This window comes from Sedimenticola hydrogenitrophicus, assembly GCF_029017505.1.
Lineage (GTDB): Bacteria > Pseudomonadota > Gammaproteobacteria > Chromatiales > Chromatiaceae > Sedimenticola > Sedimenticola hydrogenitrophicus_A.
On sequence record NZ_JAQGEI010000042.1, the window covers coordinates 26,300 to 48,305 of the forward strand.

A 22,006-nucleotide genomic window follows, 5' to 3' on the forward strand; every position below is an offset into this window, starting at 1 on the left:
TCTCCTCCAGGTTGAAAACAGCAATTACCCAAATGACCTGGAGGTCTCAGTGATCAACAATCGTATCTTCCTGGCTGCCGCCCTGGCTGCCACCGCCGTCACCACCGCCCAAGCCGCCTCGCGCGACTATATCTCGATCGTCGGCTCGTCCACCGTTTACCCGTTCTCCACCGTGGTCGCCGAGACCTTCGGCAAGACCACCGCCTTCAAGACCCCCAAGGTCGAGTCCACCGGTTCCGGCGGCGGCCTCAAGCTGTTCTGTGCCGGTGTTGGCGTCGAGCATCCCGATATCACCAACGCGTCACGCCGGATCAAGAGCTCGGAAGTCGAGAATTGCGCCAAGAACGGCGTCACCGACATCGTCGAGGTGAAGGTCGGTTATGACGGTATCGTCATCGCCAACTCAAAATCCGCGCCGCTGATGCAGCTGACCCGCCGGGATGTATTCCTGGCGCTGGCCAAGAAGGTACCGAACCTGAACGGCGGCGGCGAGCTGATCGACAACCCCTACAAGACCTGGAAGGATGTCAACGCCAGCCTGCCGGACACCGCGATCGAAGTGCTGGGGCCGCCCCCCACCTCCGGCACCCGCGACGCCTTCGTGGAACTGGCCATGGAAGGCGGCTGCAAGACCTTCGACTTCATCAAGGCGATGAAGAAGCAGGACAAAAAGGCCTACAAGGGAATCTGCCACACCATCCGTGAGGATGGCGCCTATATCGAGGCGGGCGAGAACGACAACCTGATCGTGCAGAAACTGGAGAGCAACCCCAAGGCACTGGGCGTGTTCGGCTTCAGCTTCCTCGACCAGAATGCCGACAAGGTGCAGGGCTCCATCGTCGACAAGATTGCCCCGACCTTCGAGGCCATCGCCGATGGCAGCTATCCAGTGTCGCGTCCGCTCTTCTTCTATGTGAAGAGGGCGCACGTCGGCAAGATCCCGGGTATCGCGGAGTACCTCGCCGAATTTACCAGCGATAAGGCCTGGGGTGACGAGGGCTATCTGGTGGACAAGGGCATGATCCCGATGCCAAACCAGGAGCGCAACCAGTTCGCCGCCGACGTCAAGGGGCTGAATCTGCTCAAGCTGACCAGGTAAGTCGATCGCTCATGCAAATCGTTGTGCATGCATGGCGCGACGTGCTGTAACAAGGCCCTCTCCCGGTTACCGGGAGAGGGCATTGCCGTTGATAAGCTGAGTCGTTGTTGCTGAAGTATTATGTCTAACACCCTACTCATTCTGATCCTGCTGGGCCTGATGGCGTTGGCCTACCGGTTGGGCATGCGCCGCTCCCAGCGGTTGGTGGGCGGTCCCGGCGGCGTGCGTGACCTCCACTCGCTGCCCTCCTATTATGGTTTCTTCACCGCCATCTGGTGCGGCTTGCCGGCGCTGCTGGTGCTGTTTCTCTGGGTCTCCCTGCAGTCCGGGGTGATCCGGGATCTGGTGATAGCGGATCTGCCGGAGGCGGTGCGCGCGCTGCCCCCCGCCCAGCTGGGCCTGGTGATCAACGATATCCAGAACCTGGCCCAGGGCAATATCGTCTCCGGCGAAGTGAGCCTGGAGATGGAGCGGGCGGCGGCCCATTACCAGCGCCTGCGGCAGACCAGTTTCGCCGCCTCCGTGGTGGTGGTGCTGAGCCTGGCGCTGCTCGGCCTGTCCGTCGGCTGGCGCCTGGTGTCGCCGACGTTCCGCGCCCGTAACCGGGTAGAGTCGGTGATCAAGTGGCTGCTGGTGGGCTGCTCCACCATCGCCATCTTCACCACCCTGGGGATCGTCCTCTCGGTGCTGTTCGAGTCGATCCGTTTCTTCGAAATGGTGCCCATCGGCGAATTCCTGTTCGGTCTGGATTGGAGTCCGCAGATGGCCATCCGCGAGGACCAGGTCGGGTCCTCGGGTGCCTTCGGCGTCATCCCCCTGTTTGCCGGCACCCTGCTGATCGCCCTGATCGCCATGCTGGTGGCGGTGCCGATCGGCCTGATGTCGGCAATCTATCTGTCCGAGTATGCCGGTGCCCGGTTCCGCGCCTGGGCCAAGCCGCTGCTGGAAATCCTGGCGGGTATTCCGACCGTGGTGTACGGCTTCTTCGCCGCCCTCACCGTGGCCCCCTTCATCCGCGACAACGGCGCGCTGCTGGGCCTGGATGTCTCATCCGAGAGCGCCCTGGCGGCCGGTCTGGTGATGGGCATCATGATTATCCCGTTCATCTCGTCGCTCTCCGACGATGTGATCAACGCGGTGCCCCAGAGCATGCGTGACGCCTCCCTGGGGATCGGTGCCACCCATTCGGAAACCGTGCGCAAGGTGATCCTGCCGGCGGCCCTGCCCGGCATTGTCGGCGGCATCCTGCTGGCGGTCTCCCGCGCCATCGGCGAGACCATGATCGTGGTGATGGCAGCGGGACTGTCGGCCAATCTGACCGCCAACCCGCTGCAGAGCGTGACCACGGTAACGGTACAGATCGTCACCCTGCTGGTGGGCGATCAGGAGTTCGACAGTCCCAAGACCCTGGCCGCCTTCGCCCTGGGGCTGCTGCTGTTCCTCATTACCCTGGTACTCAATGTGGTGGCCCTGCACGTGGTGAGAAAATATCGGGAAGCCTATGAATAAGCCTGCAGTCGATCAGATCCGCACCATTGACCGGGTCAATGCCACCCTCAAGCAGCGCTACAACCGGGAGCGCCGTTTTCGCCGCTTTGGTTTGGCCGCGGTGATCCTGGGCCTGCTGTTTGTTGCCCTGATGTTCCTGAATATCATCAGTCACGGTTATAGCGCCTTTTATCAGACCCGTATCCTGCTGGATATCGAGTACCGCCAGGAGGTGATCGATCCGGCCGGGGCGCGCGATCCCGCCACGCTGTCGGCGGCCGATTACGCCGCCCTGGTCAAGACCGCGTTGCGTACCCTGTACCCGGAGGTGAAGGGGCGCGGCGAGAAGCGTGAGCTCTATGGCATGGTCAGCAGCGGGGCCGCCCTGGTGCTGCGGCAACGGGTGATGAGTGATCCTGAACTGATCGGTAGCCGCCAGACGCTCTGGTTGCCGGCGGATGACGATATCGACATGCTGGTGAAGGGGCGTATCGACCGCAACGCGCCGGAGTCGGAGCGTCGTATCAAGAACCGGGTGCTCGCCTGGGTGGAGCAGCTGGAGGCCCGCGGGGCGATCGAAAAGCAGTTCAACCTCGGCTTCCTCACCGGCGGCGATTCACGCGAGCCGGAACTGGCCGGAATCGGCGGTGCCGTGATGGGCTCCCTCTACACCCTGATCGTCACCCTGCTGCTGTCGTTTCCCATCGGTGTGGCGACGGCGCTCTATCTGGAGGAGTTCGCCCCGCGCAACCGCTGGACCGACCTGGTGGAGGTCAACATCAACAATCTGGCGGCGGTGCCCTCCATCGTCTTCGGCCTGCTCGGCCTGGCGGTGTTCATCAACTTCTTCGGCCTGCCGCGCTCGGCCCCGCTGGTGGGCGGCATGGTGCTGACCCTGATGACCCTGCCGACCATCATCATCGCCAGTCGCGCGGCGCTCAAGGCGGTGCCGCCGTCGATCCGCGAGGCGGCCCTGGGTATTGGCGCCTCGCGCACCCAGACCGTGTTTCACCACGTCCTGCCGCTGGCCATGCCCGGCATGCTGACCGGCACCATCATCGGTATGGCCCAGGCCCTGGGCGAGACCGCGCCGCTGCTGATGATCGGCATGGTGGCCTTCATCGTGGACATTCCCGGCGGGGCCATGGATCCGGCCACGGTCCTGCCGGTGCAGATCTTCCTCTGGGCCGACAGCCCGGAACGGGCGTTCATGGAGAAGACCTCGGCCGCCATCATGGTGCTGCTGGGCTTCCTGATCCTGATGAATGTGATTGCGGTCATTTTGCGCAAGCGCTTCGAACGCCGCTGGTAAGCGCTGCCGATACAGGGCGGATATTGAATTGACGAGCAGTAACTGAGTAGACAGCTGAATGCAGAACAGGAGTGACGAAATGTTGAGCATAACACCAGACACGGTGGTCTTGGGCACCGCCCGAAAGAGTGTCATCACCGCCGGTTTCAGCCCGGTCGCGGACGACGCGCGGGCGATCAATGGCACGGTGGGTGACATCACCTCCGCCGACCCCCGCATGACCGCGCGCAATGTGAATGTCTACTACGGCGACAAGCTGGCGATCAACAACGTCAGCCTGGACATCGGCGTGAACGAGGTGATTGCCATGATCGGCCCGTCCGGCTGCGGCAAGTCGACCTTCCTGCGCTGCCTGAACCGGATGAACGACACCATCGATATCTGCCGTGTGGAGGGCGAGATCCGGCTGGATGACCAGGACATCTACGACAGCGGCCTGGATGTGGTGCCGTTGCGCGCCCAGGTGGGGATGGTGTTCCAGAAACCCAACCCGTTCCCCAAGTCGATCTATGACAACGTGGCCTACGGGCCGCGTATCCATGGCCTGACCAGCAACAAGAATGACCTGGATGAGGTGGTCGAGCAGGCGCTGCTGAAGGCGGGGCTGTGGGACGAGGTGAAGGACCGCCTGGATGAGGTGGGTACCGGTCTGTCGGGGGGGCAGCAGCAGCGGCTTTGCATCGCGCGCACCATCGCCGTGGCCCCGGAAGTGATCCTGATGGACGAGCCCTGTTCAGCCCTGGACCCGATCGCCACCGCCCGCATCGAGGAGCTGATCGATGAGCTGCGCGAGCAGTACACCATCGCCATCGTCACCCACTCCATGCAGCAGGCGGCGCGCGTCTCCCAGCGCACCGCCTATTTCCACCTCGGCGAGCTGGTCGAGGTGGGCAAGACCGATGACATCTTCACCACTCCCCGTCATCGCCTGACGGAGGACTACATAACCGGAAGGTTCGGATAAGGTATGAATGAGATGACCGACGGCCACATCGTCAGCAGCTACAACAAGGACCTCAATCACCTGCATCAGCTGGTGATCGAGATCAAGGATCTGGCCTGCAAGCAGGTGCGGGAGGCGATTCAGTCACTGGAAGACGAGGACGTCGTAGCGGCCCAGCACGTGATTGTCAGCGATCGTGAGATCGACGCCCTGGACATCAGGGCGGACGAGGAGATCCTGCGGCTGATCGCCAAGCGTCAGCCGATGGCGCGGGATCTGCGGGAGATCATGACGATAGCCAAGATCGTCGGCGATCTGGAGCGCATCGGCGACCAGGCACGGCGCCTGGCACGCCTGACCATCCGCTTCTACGAGGGCGATGCGCCGCCACCCAACCACCAGTTGCTGCAGGACCTGATCAGGATGGCGGCGTTCGTCAATGATATGGTGGGGGATGCGGTAATGGCCTTCGATGAGCTGGATCTCGACCGGGCACTGGATGTAATCCGGCGTGACGGTGTGGTCTCGGATGATTTCCGCTCGGCGCTGCGTCGCCTCTCCACCTTCATTATGGAGGACGCCCGCAGTGTCGGTCACATGGTGGATGTGGTGCTGGGACTGCGTGGCCTGGAGCGCATCGGCGGACACGCCAAGAATATCAGTCGCTATGTGGTGTTTCTGGTGAAGGGCAAGGACGTCCGTCACAAGGATCTGGAGGCGGTGGAGGCGGAGATCGCCGCGTCGCTGAGATAATCGAACCAGCGCGCGCTCGCCCGGCGGCGGCAGTTTTTACCGGCAGGCGAGGTCAATACAGTGCAGTACCTGTAGGGTGGATAAACTTGCGCATCCACCGATCAATCGGCTTGGCGCCGCCCGCCCATGGTATGTCTTCGGTAGATGCGCCTACCGGCTTATCCACCCTACAAGCCTTCCCTGGTCGATAATCCGTTTCCATCCTTGGTCCATCCCCATCCTGCGCATTCAACGGTTCGGGACTCGCGAAATGATCTCCGAGATTTAAGTTATCGCTGGCGCTCGGGGTCAATGCGGTTAAACTTCTCCTGATAATCCCAAACAAGCCGGAGGAGATCGCCCGTGAACAGTGCAATACGTATCCATCAGTACGGAGGGCCGGAGGTCCTGACCCTGGAGTCGGTCGCGGTCGGCGAGCCGGCGGCCGGCGAGGTCAGGGTAAGGCATAGCGCCATCGGCCTGAACTTTATCGACGTCTACCAGCGTACCGGGCTCTACCCCGTGGCGGGATTCCCGCAGACCCTGGGCATGGAGGCGGCCGGTGTCATCGAGGCGGTCGGTGCCGGGGTCGACGGGTTTGCCGCGGGCGACCGGGTGGCCTACGCCATGGCGCTGGGCTCCTACTGCAACGCGCGGCTGATGGGGGTGGACAAGCTGGTCAGGTTGCCGGACACCATTGATGATCAAACCGCCGCCGCCATGATGCTGCAGGGGATGACGGCGCGCTACCTGCTGAAGAGCTCCTTCCCGGTGCAGGCCGGGGATGCCATCCTGGTGATGGCCGCGGCCGGCGGCGTCGGCACCCTGCTGTGCCAATGGGCCAACCACCTGGGCGCCACGGTGATCGGCTGCGTCGGCAGTGCCGACAAGGCCCGGTTGGCGCAGGAGAACGGCTGTCATCACACCATCCTCTACAAGGAGGAGGATGTGGCCGCCCGGGTGCGCGAGATCACCGGCAATGCCGGGGTAGCGGCCGCCTATGATGCGGTGGGCCAGGCGACCCTGATGGCGTCGCTCGATTCACTGCGGCCCACCGGCACCTTCGTCAGCTACGGTAACGCCTCTGGGCCGATCAGCGATTTCAATATCGGGCTGCTGGCGCAGAAGGGTTCGCTCTACCTGCAACGGCCGACCCTGGCCACCTATATTCGCAACCGTGAGCTGCTGAATGAGTGCGCCCAGGATCTGTTCGACGTGGTGCAGTCCGGGGCGGTGAAGGTCAGGATCGGCCAGACCTACCCGCTGGCCGAGGTGGCTCAGGCGCACCACGACCTGGAGGCGCGCCAGACCACCGGGGCGACGCTGCTGCTGCCGTAGCAGCCGTTGCTCCGGCCAGTGAGGGGCTGATTGTAGGAGCGCCTCTGGCGCGATGGTTGTTCGCGGCAGAGCCGCTCCTACGGTGATGGACGTGGAATCAACTCAGCACCGTAGCCTGGATGAAGCCGTCACCCCCCAACAGGAGAATCGCATGCGCCCGCGGCGGCGGAATCCGGGGGGCGTGCTTCGACCTGGCACCACCCCGGATTTCGCCCGTTCGGGGTTGTGCGCCGGTTAAGCTCCCATGGCGCGGGCTCCATCCAGGCTACAAATTACGTAGGGTCGCGGCGGTAATGACTCAATGGCTTTGATTGGCGGACGCGGGCAGGCTGCGCCGCAGCACCAGGTAGCCCACCAGGCCGGAGGCCAGCGAGCCGAGAATGATGCCGAGCCGCTCATCGAAGATGAGGTTGATGTCGGTCTCCTCAAACGCCAGTGAACCGATGAACAGGCTCATGGTAAAGCCGATGCCGCAGAGGGCGGCGGTGCCGTAGAGTGAACTCCAGGAGATGCCCCGGGGCAACTGGGTCAGACCAATCCGGATGGCCAGCCAGCAGAAACCGAACACCCCGATCTGCTTGCCGACGAACAGCCCCAGGGCGATGCCGACGGGCACGTTGTGCAGGAGCTGCTCGATGCCGATGCCGGTGAGGGTGATGCCGGCGTTGGCGAAGGCGAATATCGGCAGTATCCAGAACGCCACCACGGAGTGCAGGTCATGTTCCATCTCCTTCAGCGGTGACTGGCGCGGATCGACTTTCGATTGCATCGGGATGAACAGGGCGAGGATTACCCCGGCCAGGGTGGCGTGCACGCCGGATTTCAGCATGGCGACCCACATGACCACCCCCACCATGATATAGAGACTCTTCGATTCCACCCGACGGCGGTTGAACAGCAGCAGCAGGGGGATGCAGCAGGCGACCAGGATCAGGGCGCTGAGCGAGATCTTCGCGGTATAGAAGACCGCGATGATCAGGATGGCGCCGATATCGTCGAATATGGCCAACGAAGTGAGGAAGATCTTGATCGAGGTGGGAACGCGCGATCCCAGCAGCATCAGCACGCCCAGGGCGAAGGCGATATCGGTGGCGGCCGGGATCGCCCAGCCCGCCATGGCGGTGTGGTCTCCCAGATTGAAAAAGGTGTAGATCGCCGCGGGTACGGCCATGCCGCCGATGGCGCCGATCCCGGGCAGGATGATATTACGCCGGTCGGCCAGCTCGCCTTCGAGCAGTTCGCGTTTCAGTTCCAGCCCGACCAGGAAGAAAAACACCGCCATCAGGCCGTCGTTGATCCACAACAGCAGCGGTTTGGCGATTTCGAAGGCGCCGATGCGGATCGCCACGGGGGTATCCAGGATCAGTGCGTAATAGGTCTGCAACGGGGTATTGGCGAAGATCAGCGCCAATACCGCGGCGAGCATCAGGATAATGCCGCCGGCCGATTCCAGTTTGAAAAAGTCGAGGCTGAAGATCTCTTGTGAATTGCTCATGGATTTCCCTGGTCTGGCGGCCGTTGCCCCGGCGGGGTGACGCTGTCCACCGGGTGGCGAGTTTGCGACTAGTACTACTTCACTTTGATAAGGTACTTTTGTAGGGTGGATAAGCGACAGCGCATCCACCACCGCCGCGGTGGATGCGCCTACCGGCTTATCCACCCTACGAAACTGAAACAGCTTTACCCGGCATATTAAATTGGAGGATTAGGCGTTCGTCCGGTTTTTCCGCAGTCGATCAGCGTTAAGTCCGACAGACTCCTAGTCTGCCGATTCCCGCCGGCGATCTCAACCCTGCGGCGGGTGGTTATTGGCCAGTCACTTTCCACGCTTGCCCCTGCCACCGCCGGGGCGGCCGGCACTCAATCCCCGCCGGGCGCGCGGCGTGCCTTCCGGGCCACCCGCTTGGCCGCCTTTTCCGCCTGGATGCGTCGGGTCTCCTCCTGCTCCCGCTCCATCATCCCCGGCGTCTCCAGGGAGATCCGCCCCAGCTGGCCGGCGCGCAGTTCGGTCAGCAGCAGCTTGCCGGCCTTCTCCATGTCCACCCGGCCGCCGCCGCGCAGGCAGCCCCGTTTGCGTCCGATCAGCTCCAGCAGTTCATGTTCGGTAGCGGGGAGCTGGTCAATCCGGTAGCGGGTTCGGAGGTTCTCCGGGTAGGTCCGCAGCAGATACCCGGCGGCATAATGGGCCACATCGTCATTCTGCATGGCCGTCTCCTTGATCGCCCCGGTGGCGGCCAGACGATAGCCGCTGTTGTGGTTTTCAATGTTGGGCCAGAGTACCCCGGGGGTATCCGAGAGGATGATGCCGTCGCCCAGATTGATGCGCTGCTGGGCCTTGGTGATGGCGGGTTCGTTGCCGGTCTTGGCCACGGTGCGGTTGGCCAGGTTATTGATCAGGGTCGATTTCCCCACGTTGGGAATGCCGACGATCATGGCGTGGATACCCTTGAGGCTTTTCGCCTTGGCCGGGAACAGGTCACGGCAGAGTTTCGGCAGCTGTTTCAGGGTGGCGGGCTCCTGGCAGCTGATGGCCAGGCTCTTCACCCCCTGCTCCCGCTCCAGGTAGTGTTGCCACTGCGCCGTGATCCCGGGATCGGCCAGGTCGCTCTTGTTCAGGACCTTGATGCAGGGCTTGTCGCCACGCAGGGTGGAGAGCATGGGATTGGTGCTGCTGAAGGGGATGCGCGCGTCCAGCACCTCGATGATCACGTCGACCTGGGGCAGGGTCTCCCTGATCTGCTTGCTGGCCTTGTGCATGTGGCCCGGATACCACTGAATCTGCATGGATGTCTACCTGTTGCCGCCGGGGTCAGCCGCTCTGACACACGTCCTGGCGGGGCAGTATAGCGAAGTTTGCCGGCGGGGGTAGATAGCCGGGCGCGTGGTCGGGATTATCTCTATGGCTGAATAGGTCGGAGTCAAGCCGCGCGAACCCGGAAGATTCTCCCGCCGCCGGTGCGCGGCTTGACTCCGACCCCGGTGTGTTGCCGAAGATATCACCAATGTAGGATGTCGGTGAGCTTGCGAACCGCATCATTTATCCGATGATTGATGCGGTTCGTGCCTCACCGACATCCTACGGGTGGTTTTTCTGCTTGCGGCTTCAGCCGCGTTCCAGCAGACACTCCGGCTTGAAACCGAGGATGAAGCCGCCCCAGTGCTGGCCGTTGACATAGAGCGGCAGCGACAGGTCATTGAGCACTTCGCCGGTATCGCGGATATAGGTCTGCAGCAGGAACGGCTCGGTATTGGCCGCCCGGCGTTTTTCCGCGCGATTGTTGTTGTAGATCTTGAGGTGCCGGCTGTTGAGGTTGTCGGTCTCGAAATTCCCGGTCATGGGTTTGGAGAGGTGTCTGTGGTGTGCCGGCAGGAAGCCGTTCTTGTCCACCGGAACCGCATAGATGAATTCGGGGCGCGCCTTGATAAAGCCGTCGATCAGCGGCTGGATGAGCGGCTCATAGGTGGATACATAGGGCAGATTGTATTTCTGCGGGTTGGTGTTGGGGACCGGCTGGTAATTGGTATCGAACAGATTGACGCCCCGGGCGGCCAGCTCATTGAGTACCTGCTGGATCTGGTTGGCCCACTCCCGGGCGGTCAGGATCATGTTTTCAAAGCCGCCACGACCGATGATGAAGCGGGAGAGCAGTTCCTGGGTCTGTTCGGTGGCCACCTCCAGCTCATTGGCGTATTTCTCCGAGCCATCCATGTCGGTCTTGATGCTCTTGCTCAGTTCGGCAATCTCGCTGACGTTGCGGTGCGATTCCTTGTTGGTGATCGACAGCTCTTCAATGGCCGCGCTGATCTCGATCAACTGGGAGTTGACGGAATCAAAATCGCTGATCATCTTGCGGAACTGGGAGGCGGTGTCGGCGATCACGGTCTGGGTATTTTCGGTGTAGTGCTGGATCTCCTGGGTGCCTTTCTTGGTGCTCTCCACCAGGTGCGACATCTCGCTGATGTTTTTGCTGATCTCGCCGGTGGCGTTGTTGACCTTGTGGGCGAGATTGCGCACCTCGTCCGCTACCACGGCAAAGCCGCGGCCGTTCTCGCCGGCGCGGGCCGCCTCGATCGCGGCATTGAGCGCCAGCAGGTTGGTCTGGTCCGAGAACTCCTGCACCATGGTCAGAATGGTGCGGATATTTTCCGAGTTTTTGCTCAACAGATTGACGGTCTCATTGAATCCATTCAGCAGTGTGCCGACCGCCGCCACCTGCTCGGTCACCGTGGTGAGGCGTTGCGAGGAGACATTGGCCTCCTCGAGATTGGCGCAGTTCTGTTCCGAGATGGTATTGGTGTGACGGGCGATCTCGTCTATGGCACGGGTTGCCTCGCTACTGGACTGGAACACCTGGGTGGCGTTCAACTCCTGCCGGTCGACCCGGTCGTGGGCAGAATGGATCATCTTGTCCAGTCGGGTCGAGCCCAGTGCCACGCTGACCGTGCGGCGACGGGTCTCGTCGATGATGTTACGCAGGTTTTCCGCAAACCGGTTGTAGCTCTGTGCCATCTCGGCGATTTCGTCCTGGGTGGTGACCGGCAGTATGGCCGAGATGTCGCCGTCCTTTTCGGTAATGGCGTTCAGGATGTCGGTGATTGACCGGACCGGACGCAGGAACAGATGGCGCATATAGAATACGATACCAATAGCCGCCACCACGCTCAGCAGGGTGATGCCGAGCAGCAGCATCAGGTGGTGGTCCAGCTGCGCCAGCAACCGGCCGGCCAGCGCGCTGTCCGACGCGCCGCCCTGCAGGATCGAGCGGATGTCGCCGATATGGCTGTAGGCGAGCCAGAAGGTGAGGAGTTGAAACAGCAGCAGGAAACCCACATTGCCGACGAACTTGCGGGTGAGGGTGTGGAAGAAACTCTTTTCGATCTGGGTATATAGGCTCATGGTTCGTCTCTGACTTGTTATAGTAGATTTAGGAGTCTGTCGGGCTTAACACTGATCTACTGCGGAAAAGCCGGATTTGGCCATATTTTCCGATCTTTCTCGTTAAATAGGTCCACTATTCCATCCTTAGGTCCGTAAACGGTGCATCCCTGCACCACTCCTCTCCTCGAAAGATCGAAAAATCTGTCTCAAACCGGCTTTCCCTCGCTACGATCGGTCAAGCCCGGCAGACTCCTAGCCAGGGCCCTCCCATGCCCTGTTACTGCTTCTGCGACGGCTCCGTCGTCAATGGTCGTTGGCGGTATCCGGCCCGCTTCCTCTCGTGCCATTCCTCTGCCCTCCGGGCATAAGGCCTCCTGATGTATGGAGGTTGTCGGGCATATGACACATTTCTTTAATTTATATTGCCATTAAGGGAACTGTTTGGTAACAAGACGAAAGTCGGTTTGTCCGGTTACCGCGAACGGGGTTCTGGTATGGGCTGATCCGCCACTGATTGGCTATACTCGGGGTGACGGACCGACCCGGGCGTACCGGGGAACAACGCGGGGGGGCGCGCGGCCGACAGTCCGTCATCCGGAAATCACCCGCTGGTCATTCAACAGCGTTACGGTGGAAATAGAGGGCATGAAAGAACTATTCCCGGATCTTCAGCTTGATCCCGGTTCCCGGGCGCTGGGGGCTGCCCTGGATGAGCGGGATCATTACACCCAATGCCACTCCAAACGGGTGGCGGGTTTCTCCCGTATGCTTGGTCTCGCCTGTGGTCTCGAGCAGGCCGACCTCGAGGCGCTCGAACTGGGCGCCTTTTTTCACGACATCGGCAAAATCGGCATTCCCGACCATATCCTGCTGAAACCGGAGCAGTTCACCGCCGATGAGATGGAGGTGATGAAGGACCATCCTGTCAAGGGGGAGGGGATCGTCAGGCAGTTGGGGCTCCAGGCCGGCGATCAGGTTGCCCGGGCGGTGCGCCATCATCACGAACATTTCGATGGCGGCGGTTACCCGGATGGTCTCCGCGGGGAGGATATTCCGATCCTCGCGCGCATCATCTCGGTGGCCGACAGTTTCGATGCCATGACCGAGACCCGACCCTATCACGAGGCGCGGCCGGCGGTGGAGGTGCTGGCGATCATCTCCGGCGAGGCCGGGACCAAGCTGGACCCCTACCTGGTGCATAAACTGCGGCGCCTGGTGTCATCTTGGCGGGATGAGGGGGGCGGCTGAGCCGCCCCGGCTTTCCCTCGCTACGATCGGCCAAGCCCGACAGGACTCCTGGGGCGATCCAGTTCCGCCCGGTCGCCGTTCCAAGCGACACCCGGCGATGCAACCTGCCTGGCGCCGTTCTGTGTTAACCTTAATCTCCGCAGGACGCAGCCGGGGCTTGGATGCTGGTCATTGTCAATCTCATAAAGCCTACTGATTATGATTGCAGCAAAATTACTGGAGCAGATACCCCTGTTTGCCGACATGAGCCACGAGGACCTGGAGCGGGTGGCGCAGCACACCGAGGAACTGGTCTGCGAGAAGGGCAATTACCTGTTCCGTGAAGGCGACAAGGCGAACGATCTCTATGTGCTGCTCAGCGGGCTGGCGCAGATGACCGCGCGGGGCCCGGAGGGGCAGCAGACGGTGATCGAGATAATCTATCCGGGCGACTCCTTCATCCTGGCGGCGGTCATCAGCGGCAAGCGTTTCCTCATGTCCGCCGAGGTGGTGAAACGTTCCCAAGTCCTCAAGATCCCGGGGACGGCGCTGACCGAACTGATCCGCAACGGCGGTGATTTCGGCCTCAGCATGCTGGCCACCCTGTCCACCCAGTACCGGAGCATGGTGCGGCAGGTGAAGAATCAGCGCCTGCGCACCACCGCGCAGCGGGTCGCCGCGTTTCTCCTGGACCTGGCCTATGATCAGGGGCGCGGGGAGAACCGGATCACCCTTCCCCACAGCAAGAAGATGCTGGCGGCGCTGCTGGGCATGTCCCAGGAGGGGCTTTCGCGCACCTTCACCGCCCTGCGGGAACAGGGGGTGGTAATCGATCACAAACAGGTGCAGATCGAGTCCATCATCAAGCTGCGCCGGTTCTGTGGTTTCAGCAACAAGCTGGATGCCTCGGACCGGATCTCCATGAAAGAGTAGCGGCGCCGCAGGCGGTCGTCCGGTGCCGCCTGCCGACTGGACCGGCTTACTCTATCCCCATAATCGGCAGTGTGACGCTGAAGACGGTCCCCTTGCCGGGTTCCGTGGCAAAACAGAGTTCGCCGCCATGCTTCTTTACGACAATATGGCGCGCGATGGAGAGACCCTGGCCGGTGCCCCTGCCCACCTCGCGTGTGGTGAAAAACGGCTCAAAAATCCTATCCTGAATCGTTACCGGGATCCCGGTGCCGTTGTCACCTATGCGGATCAGCACCTGGTCATCCTGTTGTTGGCTGCTGACGCTGATACGACCCTTGCCTGCCATCGCCATCTCTTCGATGGCATGGGCGGCATTCACCAGCAGGCTGAGAAAGACCTGGTTTATCTCGCCGGGGTTGCAACTGACATAGGGTAATGAGGGGTCCAGCCGTGACTCCACCGTGGCCAGGTGTTTCCATTCGCTGCGGGTGATGGTGAGGGTGTTCTCCAGCAGGTGATTGATGTCCACCGGCACCTTGCCGGAGTCATCCCCGGGATGGGCAAACTCCTTCATCGCCAGGACAAGGCGGGAGATCTCGGCTATCCCCTTGATCGACTGCTCGATGGCGGTTGGCACCTCACTCAGCAGGTAATCGAGATCGATCGCCTGTTTCTGCGCCACCAGTTCGGTCCGCGCCCCCTGTAGCGGACTGTCGGGGGGGATTCGCTCGATCAGGGCAAGACTCCGCTCCAGCAGCCGCCCCAGATCCCTGTGCGTCTCGGCAAGGAACTTCAGGTTGTCCCATAGGTACTGGGACGGCGTGTTGATTTCGTGGGCGATACCGCCGGCGAGCTGCCCGATCGCCTCCAGTTTTTGCGCCTGGTTGAGCTCGCGTTCCAGTTCCGACTGCAACTGCTGCGCCCGCTTCAGAGTGCTGATGTCATAGACCCAGGCGAAGTAGGAGGGTTCGCTGTGGTAGGTGGTCGGGCTGAGCGACATGAGCGCCGGAAACGGCTCCCCGGAGCGGCGCTTCAGGGTCACTTCATAGTCGGTGACCTTGCCCTCCAGACGGCATTGCTCCAGGATCACCTGACGATCTTCCAGATTGGCGTAGAGATCCCGGGCGTGGAAGCCCACCATCTCGCTGGCCGGCATGCCGACCATCTCCGCCAGGCGGCTGTTGACGAAGGAGAGTTTGCCATCGGCCAGGCGGGAGATGCCGAATCCGGCCGGACTCGCCTCGATGATGCTCTTGAGAAAGGTCTCGTACATTACCTTCTCGGTAATGTCGGTGTAGGTGGTGACGAATCCACCGCTGCTCATCGGGCTGCCGTCGATCTGCAGAATGACGCCGGAGGGTCCCTGACGCTGAAAGCTGTGCGGCGTGAACTGCCGGGCCAGTTCGATCCGCTCCCGCACCTGGGACTCCACATCCCCCGGGCCATACTCTCCCCGTTCGGCGTTGTAGCGGAACATATCCGCCAGGCTGGTGCCCACCTTGACCAGTGATTCCGGCAAATCCAGCAGCTCTATGAGGCGGTCATTGAAAAAGACCAGAGAGAGGTTGTCGTCAAACACGCTGATGCCCTGTACCAGGTGGCCGAAGGCGTCCCGCGCTATATTGACCAGATAGCTGACATCGTCTTGCGCGTGTGGGGGGGAGGGTTTATCCATTCTCGGGCTCCAATCAAAACCTCAGGCATTATTGTCCGTACCCTGTGTGACAATAACTCCCTGAACAGGTGATGGCGGGCATCTGCCGTCGTCCCACGGCTTGTTCGAATCGATGGATGTTTCATATGATGGCGGCCACTGGTGTCATCACTTTAATTATTCAATAACCGGGAGCACCACATGGATAGGTACGTACAGGCCAACGGTATTCGGCTGCACTATTTGGATCATGCCGCGGAGGGGTTGGATCATGCCGCGGAGGGGCTGGATCAGGCCGCGGAGGGGCCGACCCTGTTGCTGATGCCGGGCCTGACCGCCAATGCCCACTCCTTCGATGCCCTGGCGAGCGCCGGGCTGGTGCCGGCCGTCAGGTTGCTGGCCCTGGATCTGCGCGGGCGTGGCCTGAGTGACCAGCCGGGATCCGGTTATACCCTGGCGGATCACGCGGCCGACGTCATCGGCCTGCTGGACAGTCTCGACCTGGACCGCGTGGCGCTGGGCGGGCACTCCTACGGCGGCCTGCTCGGCCTCTATCTGGCGGCACACCACCCGGAGCGGGTGAGCAAACTGGTGGTGATCGACGCCGCCGCCGAGATGCACCCGGACACCCGGCGCCTGATCCAGCCGGCCATCGACCGGCTGGGCAAGCCGGTCCCGTCCTGGGATCACTACCTGGCGGCGGTGAAACTGATGCCGTGCTTCTATCGCTGGTGGGATCCGGCCATCGAGAGCTATTTTCGGGCCGATGTGCGGACCTTGCCGGATGGCCGGGTGATCTCCCGCTCATCGCCCGCCGCCATCACCGAGGCGGTGGAGCATGTCCTGGCCGAGGATTGGCAGGCCAAGCTGCCGCTGATCGATCAGCCGACCCTGCTGCTCAATGCCACGGGTGGCTATGGCCTGCCCGGTGCGCCGCCGCTGCTGCCCCGTGCCCAGGCGGAGGCCACGGTTGCCGCCCTGCGGCACGGCCGCTACCGGGCGGTCCCCGGCAACCACATCACCCTGCTCTATGGCGAGGGGGCGGCGCTGATGGCCAAGGAAATAGTCAAGTTTATGCTGGATTAGTCGCTAAGTTTTTCAGCCACCCGCAGATCAACACCCGACGCAGTAGCGAGTGAACCCGAAATTTCCGGCCGAGGACCGGGATGGCGGGATTAATGCGTTTTTTTGTGGCGAGGAAAATTGTCAAAGCCGGCCGCCGGCCTGGGCCGATCAGAGGGGATGGGGATACCAATGAAAGCCAATAAAAATGTACTGATACTCTGCTGCATGGCGGCCTTGCTATGGCTGCCGCTGCTGGCATCCAATGCCGTCGCCGCCGACATGGCGGCGCTGGTCAACACGGCAGGCATGCAGCGCATGCTGTCGCAACGCATTGCCAAGGATTATCTCTTTCTCGGCGGCCAGATTCGCGCCGGCAAGGCGACGCGGCAGATGCAGGGGAGCGTCGCGCTGATGCTGAACAACCACGACGTGCTGAAAAAATCGGTCACCGATACCAAGGTACAGGGGTTGCTGGGCGAGATCGACCCGTTGCTGGAGAAGCTGGTCAAGATCACCAAGGCGCCCTATGCCCAATTCAGCGGCGCCACCATGCTCGAATTGAGCCAGTCGCTGCTGGAGCTGAACCAGGCCGTGGTGGAGACGCTGGAGGGGCAGCAGGCGGAAAAGACCGTCGTCGCGGTCAATATCGCCGGGCGTCAGCGCATGCTCTCGCAGCGGATCAGCATGCTCTACGCCGCCCACCAGGTCGGGTTCAAGAGCGATGCCACGGTGGCGCAGATGCAGCGGGCGGTGGAGGAGTTTGAAAGCGCCCACGCCAGCCTGGAGGGCAACAGCCTGAACTCGGATAAGATCAACCGGGAGCTGCAGGGGGTGGAGAACCTGTGGAAGACCGTCCGGCACTATTTTACCGCGAACAGCGAGAGCGGTTTCCCGGTGACCATCTTCGTCACCACCGACGACATCATGAAGCGGATGAACGCCATCACCCTCCTGTACGTGAAGGCCCACTGGGCTGCCAAGGCCAAGTAGCCGGAGCCGCCGGCACCGGTTGACCCCCGCCGATCCCGTCAATAGCCGTCCCCCCGGGTTTTTCGACCCGGGGGGATAGGCTATGCTTGCCCTTTCAAACAGGTTCGGCAGCGTTGAAACCGGGGGGCATCCTGATGAAGATAGCGGTATATGGCAGTGGCGGCGTGGGTGGCTATTTCGGCGGCCGGGTGGCCAGCATCGGCCACGAGGTGGCGTTCATCGCCCGCGGCGCCCATCTGCAGGCAATGCGCCGGCAGGGGCTGGCCGTGGAGAGCATCAAGGGCGATTTCACCCTCGCATCGCCCCGCGTGACCGACAACCCGGCGGAGATCGGGCCGGTGGATGCGGTGCTGGTCTGTGTCAAGAGCTGGCAGGTGCCGGAGGTGGCCCGGGCCATGACGCCGCTGCTCGGGGCGGAAACCTGCGTGGTCTCCCTGCTGAACGGCGTAGAGGCGCCCGATCAACTCAGCGAGGTGCTGGGCCGGGAACGGGTGTTGGGGGGTGTGGCGAAAATCTTCAGCTTTATCGAGCGCCCCGGCCTGATCCGGCATATCGGACACGAGCCGACGCTGCTGCTGGGGGAACTCGATGGCTCGCGCAGTGAACGTCTGAAGCGGTTGGCGGGGGTGCTGAGCGAGGCTGGGATCAGCGTGGAGCTACCCGATTCGATACGCCTGGAGATCTGGCGAAAATTTCTCTTCACCACCGGCTGGGGCGGCCTGGGTGCGATCAGCCGGGCGCCGATCGGCATCCTGCGCCAGGAGCCGGGTACCCGCGCCATTATCGAGGCCTGCATGCGGGAAACCGTGGCCGTAGCACGGGCCGCCGGCATCGCCTTCCCGGCGGATATCATCGACCGTACCTGGGCCTTCACCGACGTCCTGGAACCGGACGGCACCAGCTCCCTGCAGCGCGATATCGCGGCCGGCCGGCCGTCGGAGTTGGACGCGTGGAACGGGGCGGTGGTGCGCCTGGGAGCGCGTTATGGCGTGGCGACACCCACGCACCGGCTGATTTCCGACGCGCTGCTGCCCCTGGAACGTCGGGCACGTGGAGAACTCACCTTTTAGCCGGCTTCAATCCGGGCCATTTTTCAGATTGCGCCTATAGCCAGGCGGGCGCTTTCGACTACTATTGAATCTGCTCTTCTAACCCAGTGCTTCAAGGCGCAAAGAGATGGGATTCTCAGGTTTTTACCGATTATTTCGCCGCCGCCGGCCCACTGCCGATAAGGATCGCCGGCACAACCGCCGGGTGATACCCAGCGAAGGCACCACGGTGTTGATCGTCGATGACTCGCGGACGGTTCGCCGGGTAATGGGCATCATGTTGCGCCAGTCCGGTTACCGCGCCCTGGAGGCGGCCGATGGGGAGCAGGGCATCACCTTGGCCCGCCGTCATAAACCGAACCTGATCTTCATGGACGTGATGATGCCTGGCATGGACGGCTTCCAGGCCACCCGCAAGCTGCAGATGGATGTGCAGACCCAGGATATCCCGGTTATCATCATCAGCGGCAACCGCCAGGCAACGGTCCAGAACTGGGTAGAGAAAACTGGCGCCAAGGGCTTCATGGCCAAGCCGTTCGAGCGTGGCGAGCTGTTCCGCCGGCTGGAGAGTGCCATCTACTGATCCGGTGCCTTTTGCCTTTCACCCAACTTTCGATTGGCCGGCCTCGGGGGGGCAGTAGTGGCCAAAGGCTGAAAAATGAGGCACCATGAAGAAAAATCGCCATACGGGATGATCGAAAGCCTTCAGGAAGCGGGGCCGAAACCGGTTACACGGAAGACCTTCCTGCGCTATCACCCAAAATAGCGAACCACCGGGCAACGGGTAAAATAATAGATGCTTATTAGTAGAGCTGGGCGACCCTGTCCAGGATGGCTCGGTTCAATAGGCATTTATATGCATAAACTTAAGGAGGTGATGCCTTATGAATACAGCAAAAGATGAAGTGAAAGCACTTCTGGACAAACTCCCTGACGATTGTTCACTGGAAGATGTCCAGTATCACCTTTACGTAGCGGAAAAAATCCATAGAGGGATCGAGCGTGCCGAGAAGGAAGGTACGATTAGCCAGGATGAAGCTGAGAGGAAGTTCAGTAAGTGGATCTCGAAGTAAGGTGGTCGCCAGAGGCGGTAGAGGACCTCGAAGCCATCGCTGAATAGTTAGCGCGGGATTCTGAGTATTATGCTCGGGCGGTTGTCGCAGAAACGTTGTCGGTCTCAAGGAATACCGGTGAATTTCCCCTGGTAGGCCGTATTGTTCCCGAAATTGGTGACGAGAACATACGAGAACGATTTATCTACAGCTATCGTATGATATATCGGGTTGAGCCCAAGAGAATTCTGATAGTGGCAGTGATCCATGGAACGAGATTGCTTGAAAATATCTCAGATCGGTTCGAAGAAAGCACATAACGAAGCATTGCAGCGGACAAGCCGCTGAATGCGGCGGTTATGTTTTCAAGGTGACGAATTGATGGATCCAAAATTATTGGCAGTATTGATTGGTATCATTTCCGGTGCAGCAGGTTACTGGTTTAGCACATTCTCAATACAGCCGGTTCTAAGATACAGAAATCACCGAAACCCAGTGCTGATGGATTTCATTTACTATGCCCAAGTGGTTAATGCTGATGGGCTAAATGATGAAATGAAGGCTCTATATAGAGAACGGGTTCTTGCCAATAGAAAGTCCTCTGCACAACTAACAGCAGCCATCTTTGAACTGCCATGGTGGTACATGCAGTGGATTCGGATAAAAGGGCAGGCCCCTAAAGAGGCTGCTGCCAAACTAATCGGATACTCAAATACAAAAGATTGGGACGCTGCGCATGATATTGAAGATTATATCCGCAGGAAACTTGGGTTACCAAAGCAAACATAACACGGCGCTTCAGCCGACGTCGGCGCTGTCGCGCCTCCTCGGCTGAGCTTGGCGTAGACAGACAACGGAGCAATAAAGCTTGATATTGTCCCAAGGTGTACATTTTGCCTTACTAAGCATGCTTTTTGCGGGCATTAACGATGTAATATTTAAAAAGTATGCCATGAAAAACCGATCTAGGGGCATGTATGTTCTGGGCGTTGGTTTTACATGGGCAATTTTGCAGATTCTATACTCATCTTTCTCGGAGATATTATTCAGCTTCGATATTCTAACGATCAAATACGGGTTGTTGGCAGGCGTGATTTTGGCTGTGGCTAACATTTCACTTATTGAGGGGCTTACTCATATTGACGTGAGTCTTGGCTCCACTGTTTACCGCTTGAATACCGTTGGTGTCGTGATCCTATCATTTGTTTTTTTAAGTGAACGAATTGAGCCCATTAAACTGGTTGGAATCACGTTTGGCATCATATCTGTATTGCTTTTGTATAAAAGTAACAACGGTAAAAAAGCCAATCATACGGCGAAAATATTCTTTTGGTTGGTAGTGCTTGCTTCGTTATTTCGCGCAGCATACGGCGTTGTGTCCAAAGTTGCTCTACTAGGGTCAGCAGATAAGAACACAATCATTTTGTTGGCTTCGCTTTGTTGGGTTGTTGGTGGAGCATTCTATGCAAAATATGTCGAAAAACGCTTTACTGTAACCCCCCAAAAGGCTCTCTATTCAGCAGTATCTGGTGTTCTTGTATTTTGCATTGTGAATTTTCTCATTCTTGGCCTTAAGGTCGCACAGGCAAGTATCGTAGTACCAATAGCAAATATGAGTTTCATTATCGCTCTGCTCATTTCTGTTCTAATAGGAACTGAAAAAATGAATTTTAAAAAAATTGTCGCGGTAGCATTTGCGGCAGGTTCGATAGTGTTACTTTCGAGTGTCTAACCAGGCGCTGCACGCGGACGCCAATTTCGCTGCGCTCCATTGCCGCCGGTGAGCTCGGCGTTGAACTAAACCGCTTCGCGGTAGCCTCGTAAGCGCTCGATAAACCCCACCTAAAATATCACCCCTGCTATTGGTACCCTGTGATCATTGATAACTACAGGAAACTCACATGGCATCATCCACCGAAAAGAGAGCGCGCTGGCAAGCACATATTCAGGACTGGAAAGCGAGCGGTCTATCGCAACGGAAGTTCTGTCGCCAGAACCAGCTTTCCTACTCAATGTTCAGCTACTGGCGTACCCGCCTGAATCGGATGGCCCGCGACAGTCGCAAACTGATCCCGGTTACCCTGACGGCACCGGCGACCCTCAATATCTATCTGCCTTGCGGCGTGCGGATCGAGACACCGGCACATTTGCTGGGCCAGTTACTTCCCCTGCTGCAGACAAATCCAAGGGCCGACTGATGCTCCGGCCGGCACGCGACGCAAAAGTGTATCTCTATGCCGACCCAGTCGATATGCGCAAGTCCATC

General features: G+C 60.3%; 20 protein-coding genes and 1 pseudogene. 17 read left to right on the forward strand and 4 right to left on the reverse strand.

The annotated features are described in order from the left end of the window. The first annotated feature begins 52 nt into the window (after positions 1–52). From O9K64_RS20520 to O9K64_RS20545, 6 genes are all read left to right on the forward strand, one after another. Positions 53–1,099: a PstS family phosphate ABC transporter substrate-binding protein gene (locus O9K64_RS20520; protein ID WP_275099999.1), complete on the forward strand. Its 1,047-nt coding sequence runs from the start codon at positions 53–55 to the stop codon at positions 1,097–1,099. A 120-nt stretch (positions 1,100–1,219) separates the two neighbouring features. Further along, complete coding sequence (gene pstC / locus O9K64_RS20525) at positions 1,220–2,608, forward strand: phosphate ABC transporter permease subunit PstC (RefSeq protein ID WP_275099977.1); 1,389 nt, start codon at positions 1,220–1,222, stop codon at positions 2,606–2,608. Next, positions 2,601–3,899: a phosphate ABC transporter permease PstA gene (gene pstA / locus O9K64_RS20530; RefSeq protein WP_275099978.1), complete on the forward strand. Its 1,299-nt coding sequence runs from the start codon at positions 2,601–2,603 to the stop codon at positions 3,897–3,899. Before pstC ends, pstA begins: the two co-directional genes overlap by 8 nt. A 217-nt stretch (positions 3,900–4,116) precedes the next feature. Next, positions 4,117–4,863, forward strand: a complete 747-nt coding sequence (gene pstB, locus O9K64_RS20535; RefSeq protein ID WP_335342331.1) for a phosphate ABC transporter ATP-binding protein PstB — start codon at positions 4,117–4,119, stop codon at positions 4,861–4,863. A gap of 3 nt (positions 4,864–4,866) precedes the next feature. Beyond that, positions 4,867–5,595, forward strand: a complete 729-nt coding sequence (gene phoU, locus O9K64_RS20540; RefSeq protein WP_275099980.1) for a phosphate signaling complex protein PhoU — start codon at positions 4,867–4,869, stop codon at positions 5,593–5,595. 342 nt (positions 5,596–5,937) lie between these two features. Next, on the forward strand, positions 5,938–6,912 hold the full coding sequence (locus O9K64_RS20545; protein WP_275099981.1) for a quinone oxidoreductase family protein: 975 nt from the start codon (positions 5,938–5,940) through the stop codon (positions 6,910–6,912). Positions 6,913–7,210: 298 nt separating this feature from the next. On the opposite strand, the gene nhaA is transcribed toward O9K64_RS20545, so the two are convergent. From nhaA to O9K64_RS20560, 3 genes are all read right to left on the reverse strand, one after another. Next, entirely contained in the window at positions 7,211–8,407 is a 1,197-nt protein-coding gene (gene nhaA / locus O9K64_RS20550; protein WP_275099982.1) for a Na+/H+ antiporter NhaA, read from the reverse strand. Between the two features lie 365 nt (positions 8,408–8,772). After that, on the reverse strand, positions 8,773–9,696 hold the full coding sequence (ylqF, locus tag O9K64_RS20555; RefSeq protein WP_275099983.1) for a ribosome biogenesis GTPase YlqF: 924 nt from the start codon (positions 9,694–9,696) through the stop codon (positions 8,773–8,775). A gap of 319 nt (positions 9,697–10,015) precedes the next feature. Next, complete coding sequence (locus tag O9K64_RS20560) at positions 10,016–11,809, reverse strand: methyl-accepting chemotaxis protein (protein WP_275099984.1); 1,794 nt, start codon at positions 11,807–11,809, stop codon at positions 10,016–10,018. A gap of 627 nt (positions 11,810–12,436) precedes the next feature. On the opposite strand from O9K64_RS20560, the gene O9K64_RS20565 reads away from it, so the two are divergent. After that, positions 12,437–13,039 (forward strand): HD-GYP domain-containing protein, encoded by a 603-nt coding sequence (locus O9K64_RS20565; protein WP_275099985.1) that lies wholly within the window; start codon positions 12,437–12,439, stop codon positions 13,037–13,039. Between the two features lie 198 nt (positions 13,040–13,237). Next, positions 13,238–13,951, forward strand: coding sequence for a cyclic nucleotide-binding domain-containing protein (locus tag O9K64_RS20570; protein WP_275099986.1), 714 nt, complete (start codon positions 13,238–13,240; stop codon positions 13,949–13,951). A gap of 46 nt (positions 13,952–13,997) precedes the next feature. Here the strand turns inward: O9K64_RS20570 and O9K64_RS20575 are convergent, their stop codons facing one another. Then, complete coding sequence (locus O9K64_RS20575) at positions 13,998–15,605, reverse strand: PAS-domain containing protein (RefSeq protein WP_275099987.1); 1,608 nt, start codon at positions 15,603–15,605, stop codon at positions 13,998–14,000. A gap of 180 nt (positions 15,606–15,785) precedes the next feature. Here O9K64_RS20575 and O9K64_RS20580 point away from each other — a divergent pair, with 180 nt between their 5' ends. The 9 genes and pseudogenes from O9K64_RS20580 to tnpA all read left to right on the forward strand — a co-directional run bounded on the left by O9K64_RS20580 (position 15,786) and on the right by tnpA (position 21,938). After that, entirely contained in the window at positions 15,786–16,670 is an 885-nt protein-coding gene (locus O9K64_RS20580) for an alpha/beta fold hydrolase (RefSeq protein ID WP_275099988.1), read from the forward strand. A gap of 168 nt (positions 16,671–16,838) precedes the next feature. Next, positions 16,839–17,639 (forward strand): type IV pili methyl-accepting chemotaxis transducer N-terminal domain-containing protein, encoded by an 801-nt coding sequence (locus O9K64_RS20585; protein WP_275099989.1) that lies wholly within the window; start codon positions 16,839–16,841, stop codon positions 17,637–17,639. A gap of 134 nt (positions 17,640–17,773) precedes the next feature. Then, positions 17,774–18,709, forward strand: a complete 936-nt coding sequence (locus tag O9K64_RS20590; protein ID WP_275099990.1) for a 2-dehydropantoate 2-reductase — start codon at positions 17,774–17,776, stop codon at positions 18,707–18,709. 106 nt (positions 18,710–18,815) lie between these two features. Continuing rightward, positions 18,816–19,271 carry a response regulator gene (locus O9K64_RS20595; RefSeq protein ID WP_275099991.1) on the forward strand — a complete coding sequence of 152 codons (456 nt, stop codon included), beginning with the start codon at positions 18,816–18,818 and terminating at the stop codon, positions 19,269–19,271. A gap of 301 nt (positions 19,272–19,572) precedes the next feature. Next, the gene (locus tag O9K64_RS20600; protein WP_275099992.1) at positions 19,573–19,761 is read left to right on the forward strand and encodes a hypothetical protein; all 189 of its coding nucleotides are present in this window, start codon (positions 19,573–19,575) and stop codon (positions 19,759–19,761) included. A 74-nt stretch (positions 19,762–19,835) separates the two neighbouring features. Then, a pseudogene (locus O9K64_RS20605) lies at positions 19,836–20,060 on the forward strand (type II toxin-antitoxin system RelE/ParE family toxin); the annotation flags it as partial. Between the two features lie 61 nt (positions 20,061–20,121). After that, positions 20,122–20,529 (forward strand): hypothetical protein, encoded by a 408-nt coding sequence (locus O9K64_RS20610; RefSeq protein WP_275099993.1) that lies wholly within the window; start codon positions 20,122–20,124, stop codon positions 20,527–20,529. 79 nt (positions 20,530–20,608) lie between these two features. Further along, positions 20,609–21,472, forward strand: a complete 864-nt coding sequence (locus tag O9K64_RS20615; protein WP_275099994.1) for a DMT family transporter — start codon at positions 20,609–20,611, stop codon at positions 21,470–21,472. A gap of 169 nt (positions 21,473–21,641) precedes the next feature. Continuing rightward, a complete protein-coding gene (gene tnpA / locus O9K64_RS20620; protein WP_275099995.1) occupies positions 21,642–21,938 on the forward strand; it encodes an IS66 family insertion sequence element accessory protein TnpA in 297 nt (98 codons plus the stop codon). The last annotated feature ends 68 nt before the right edge of the window (positions 21,939–22,006 follow it).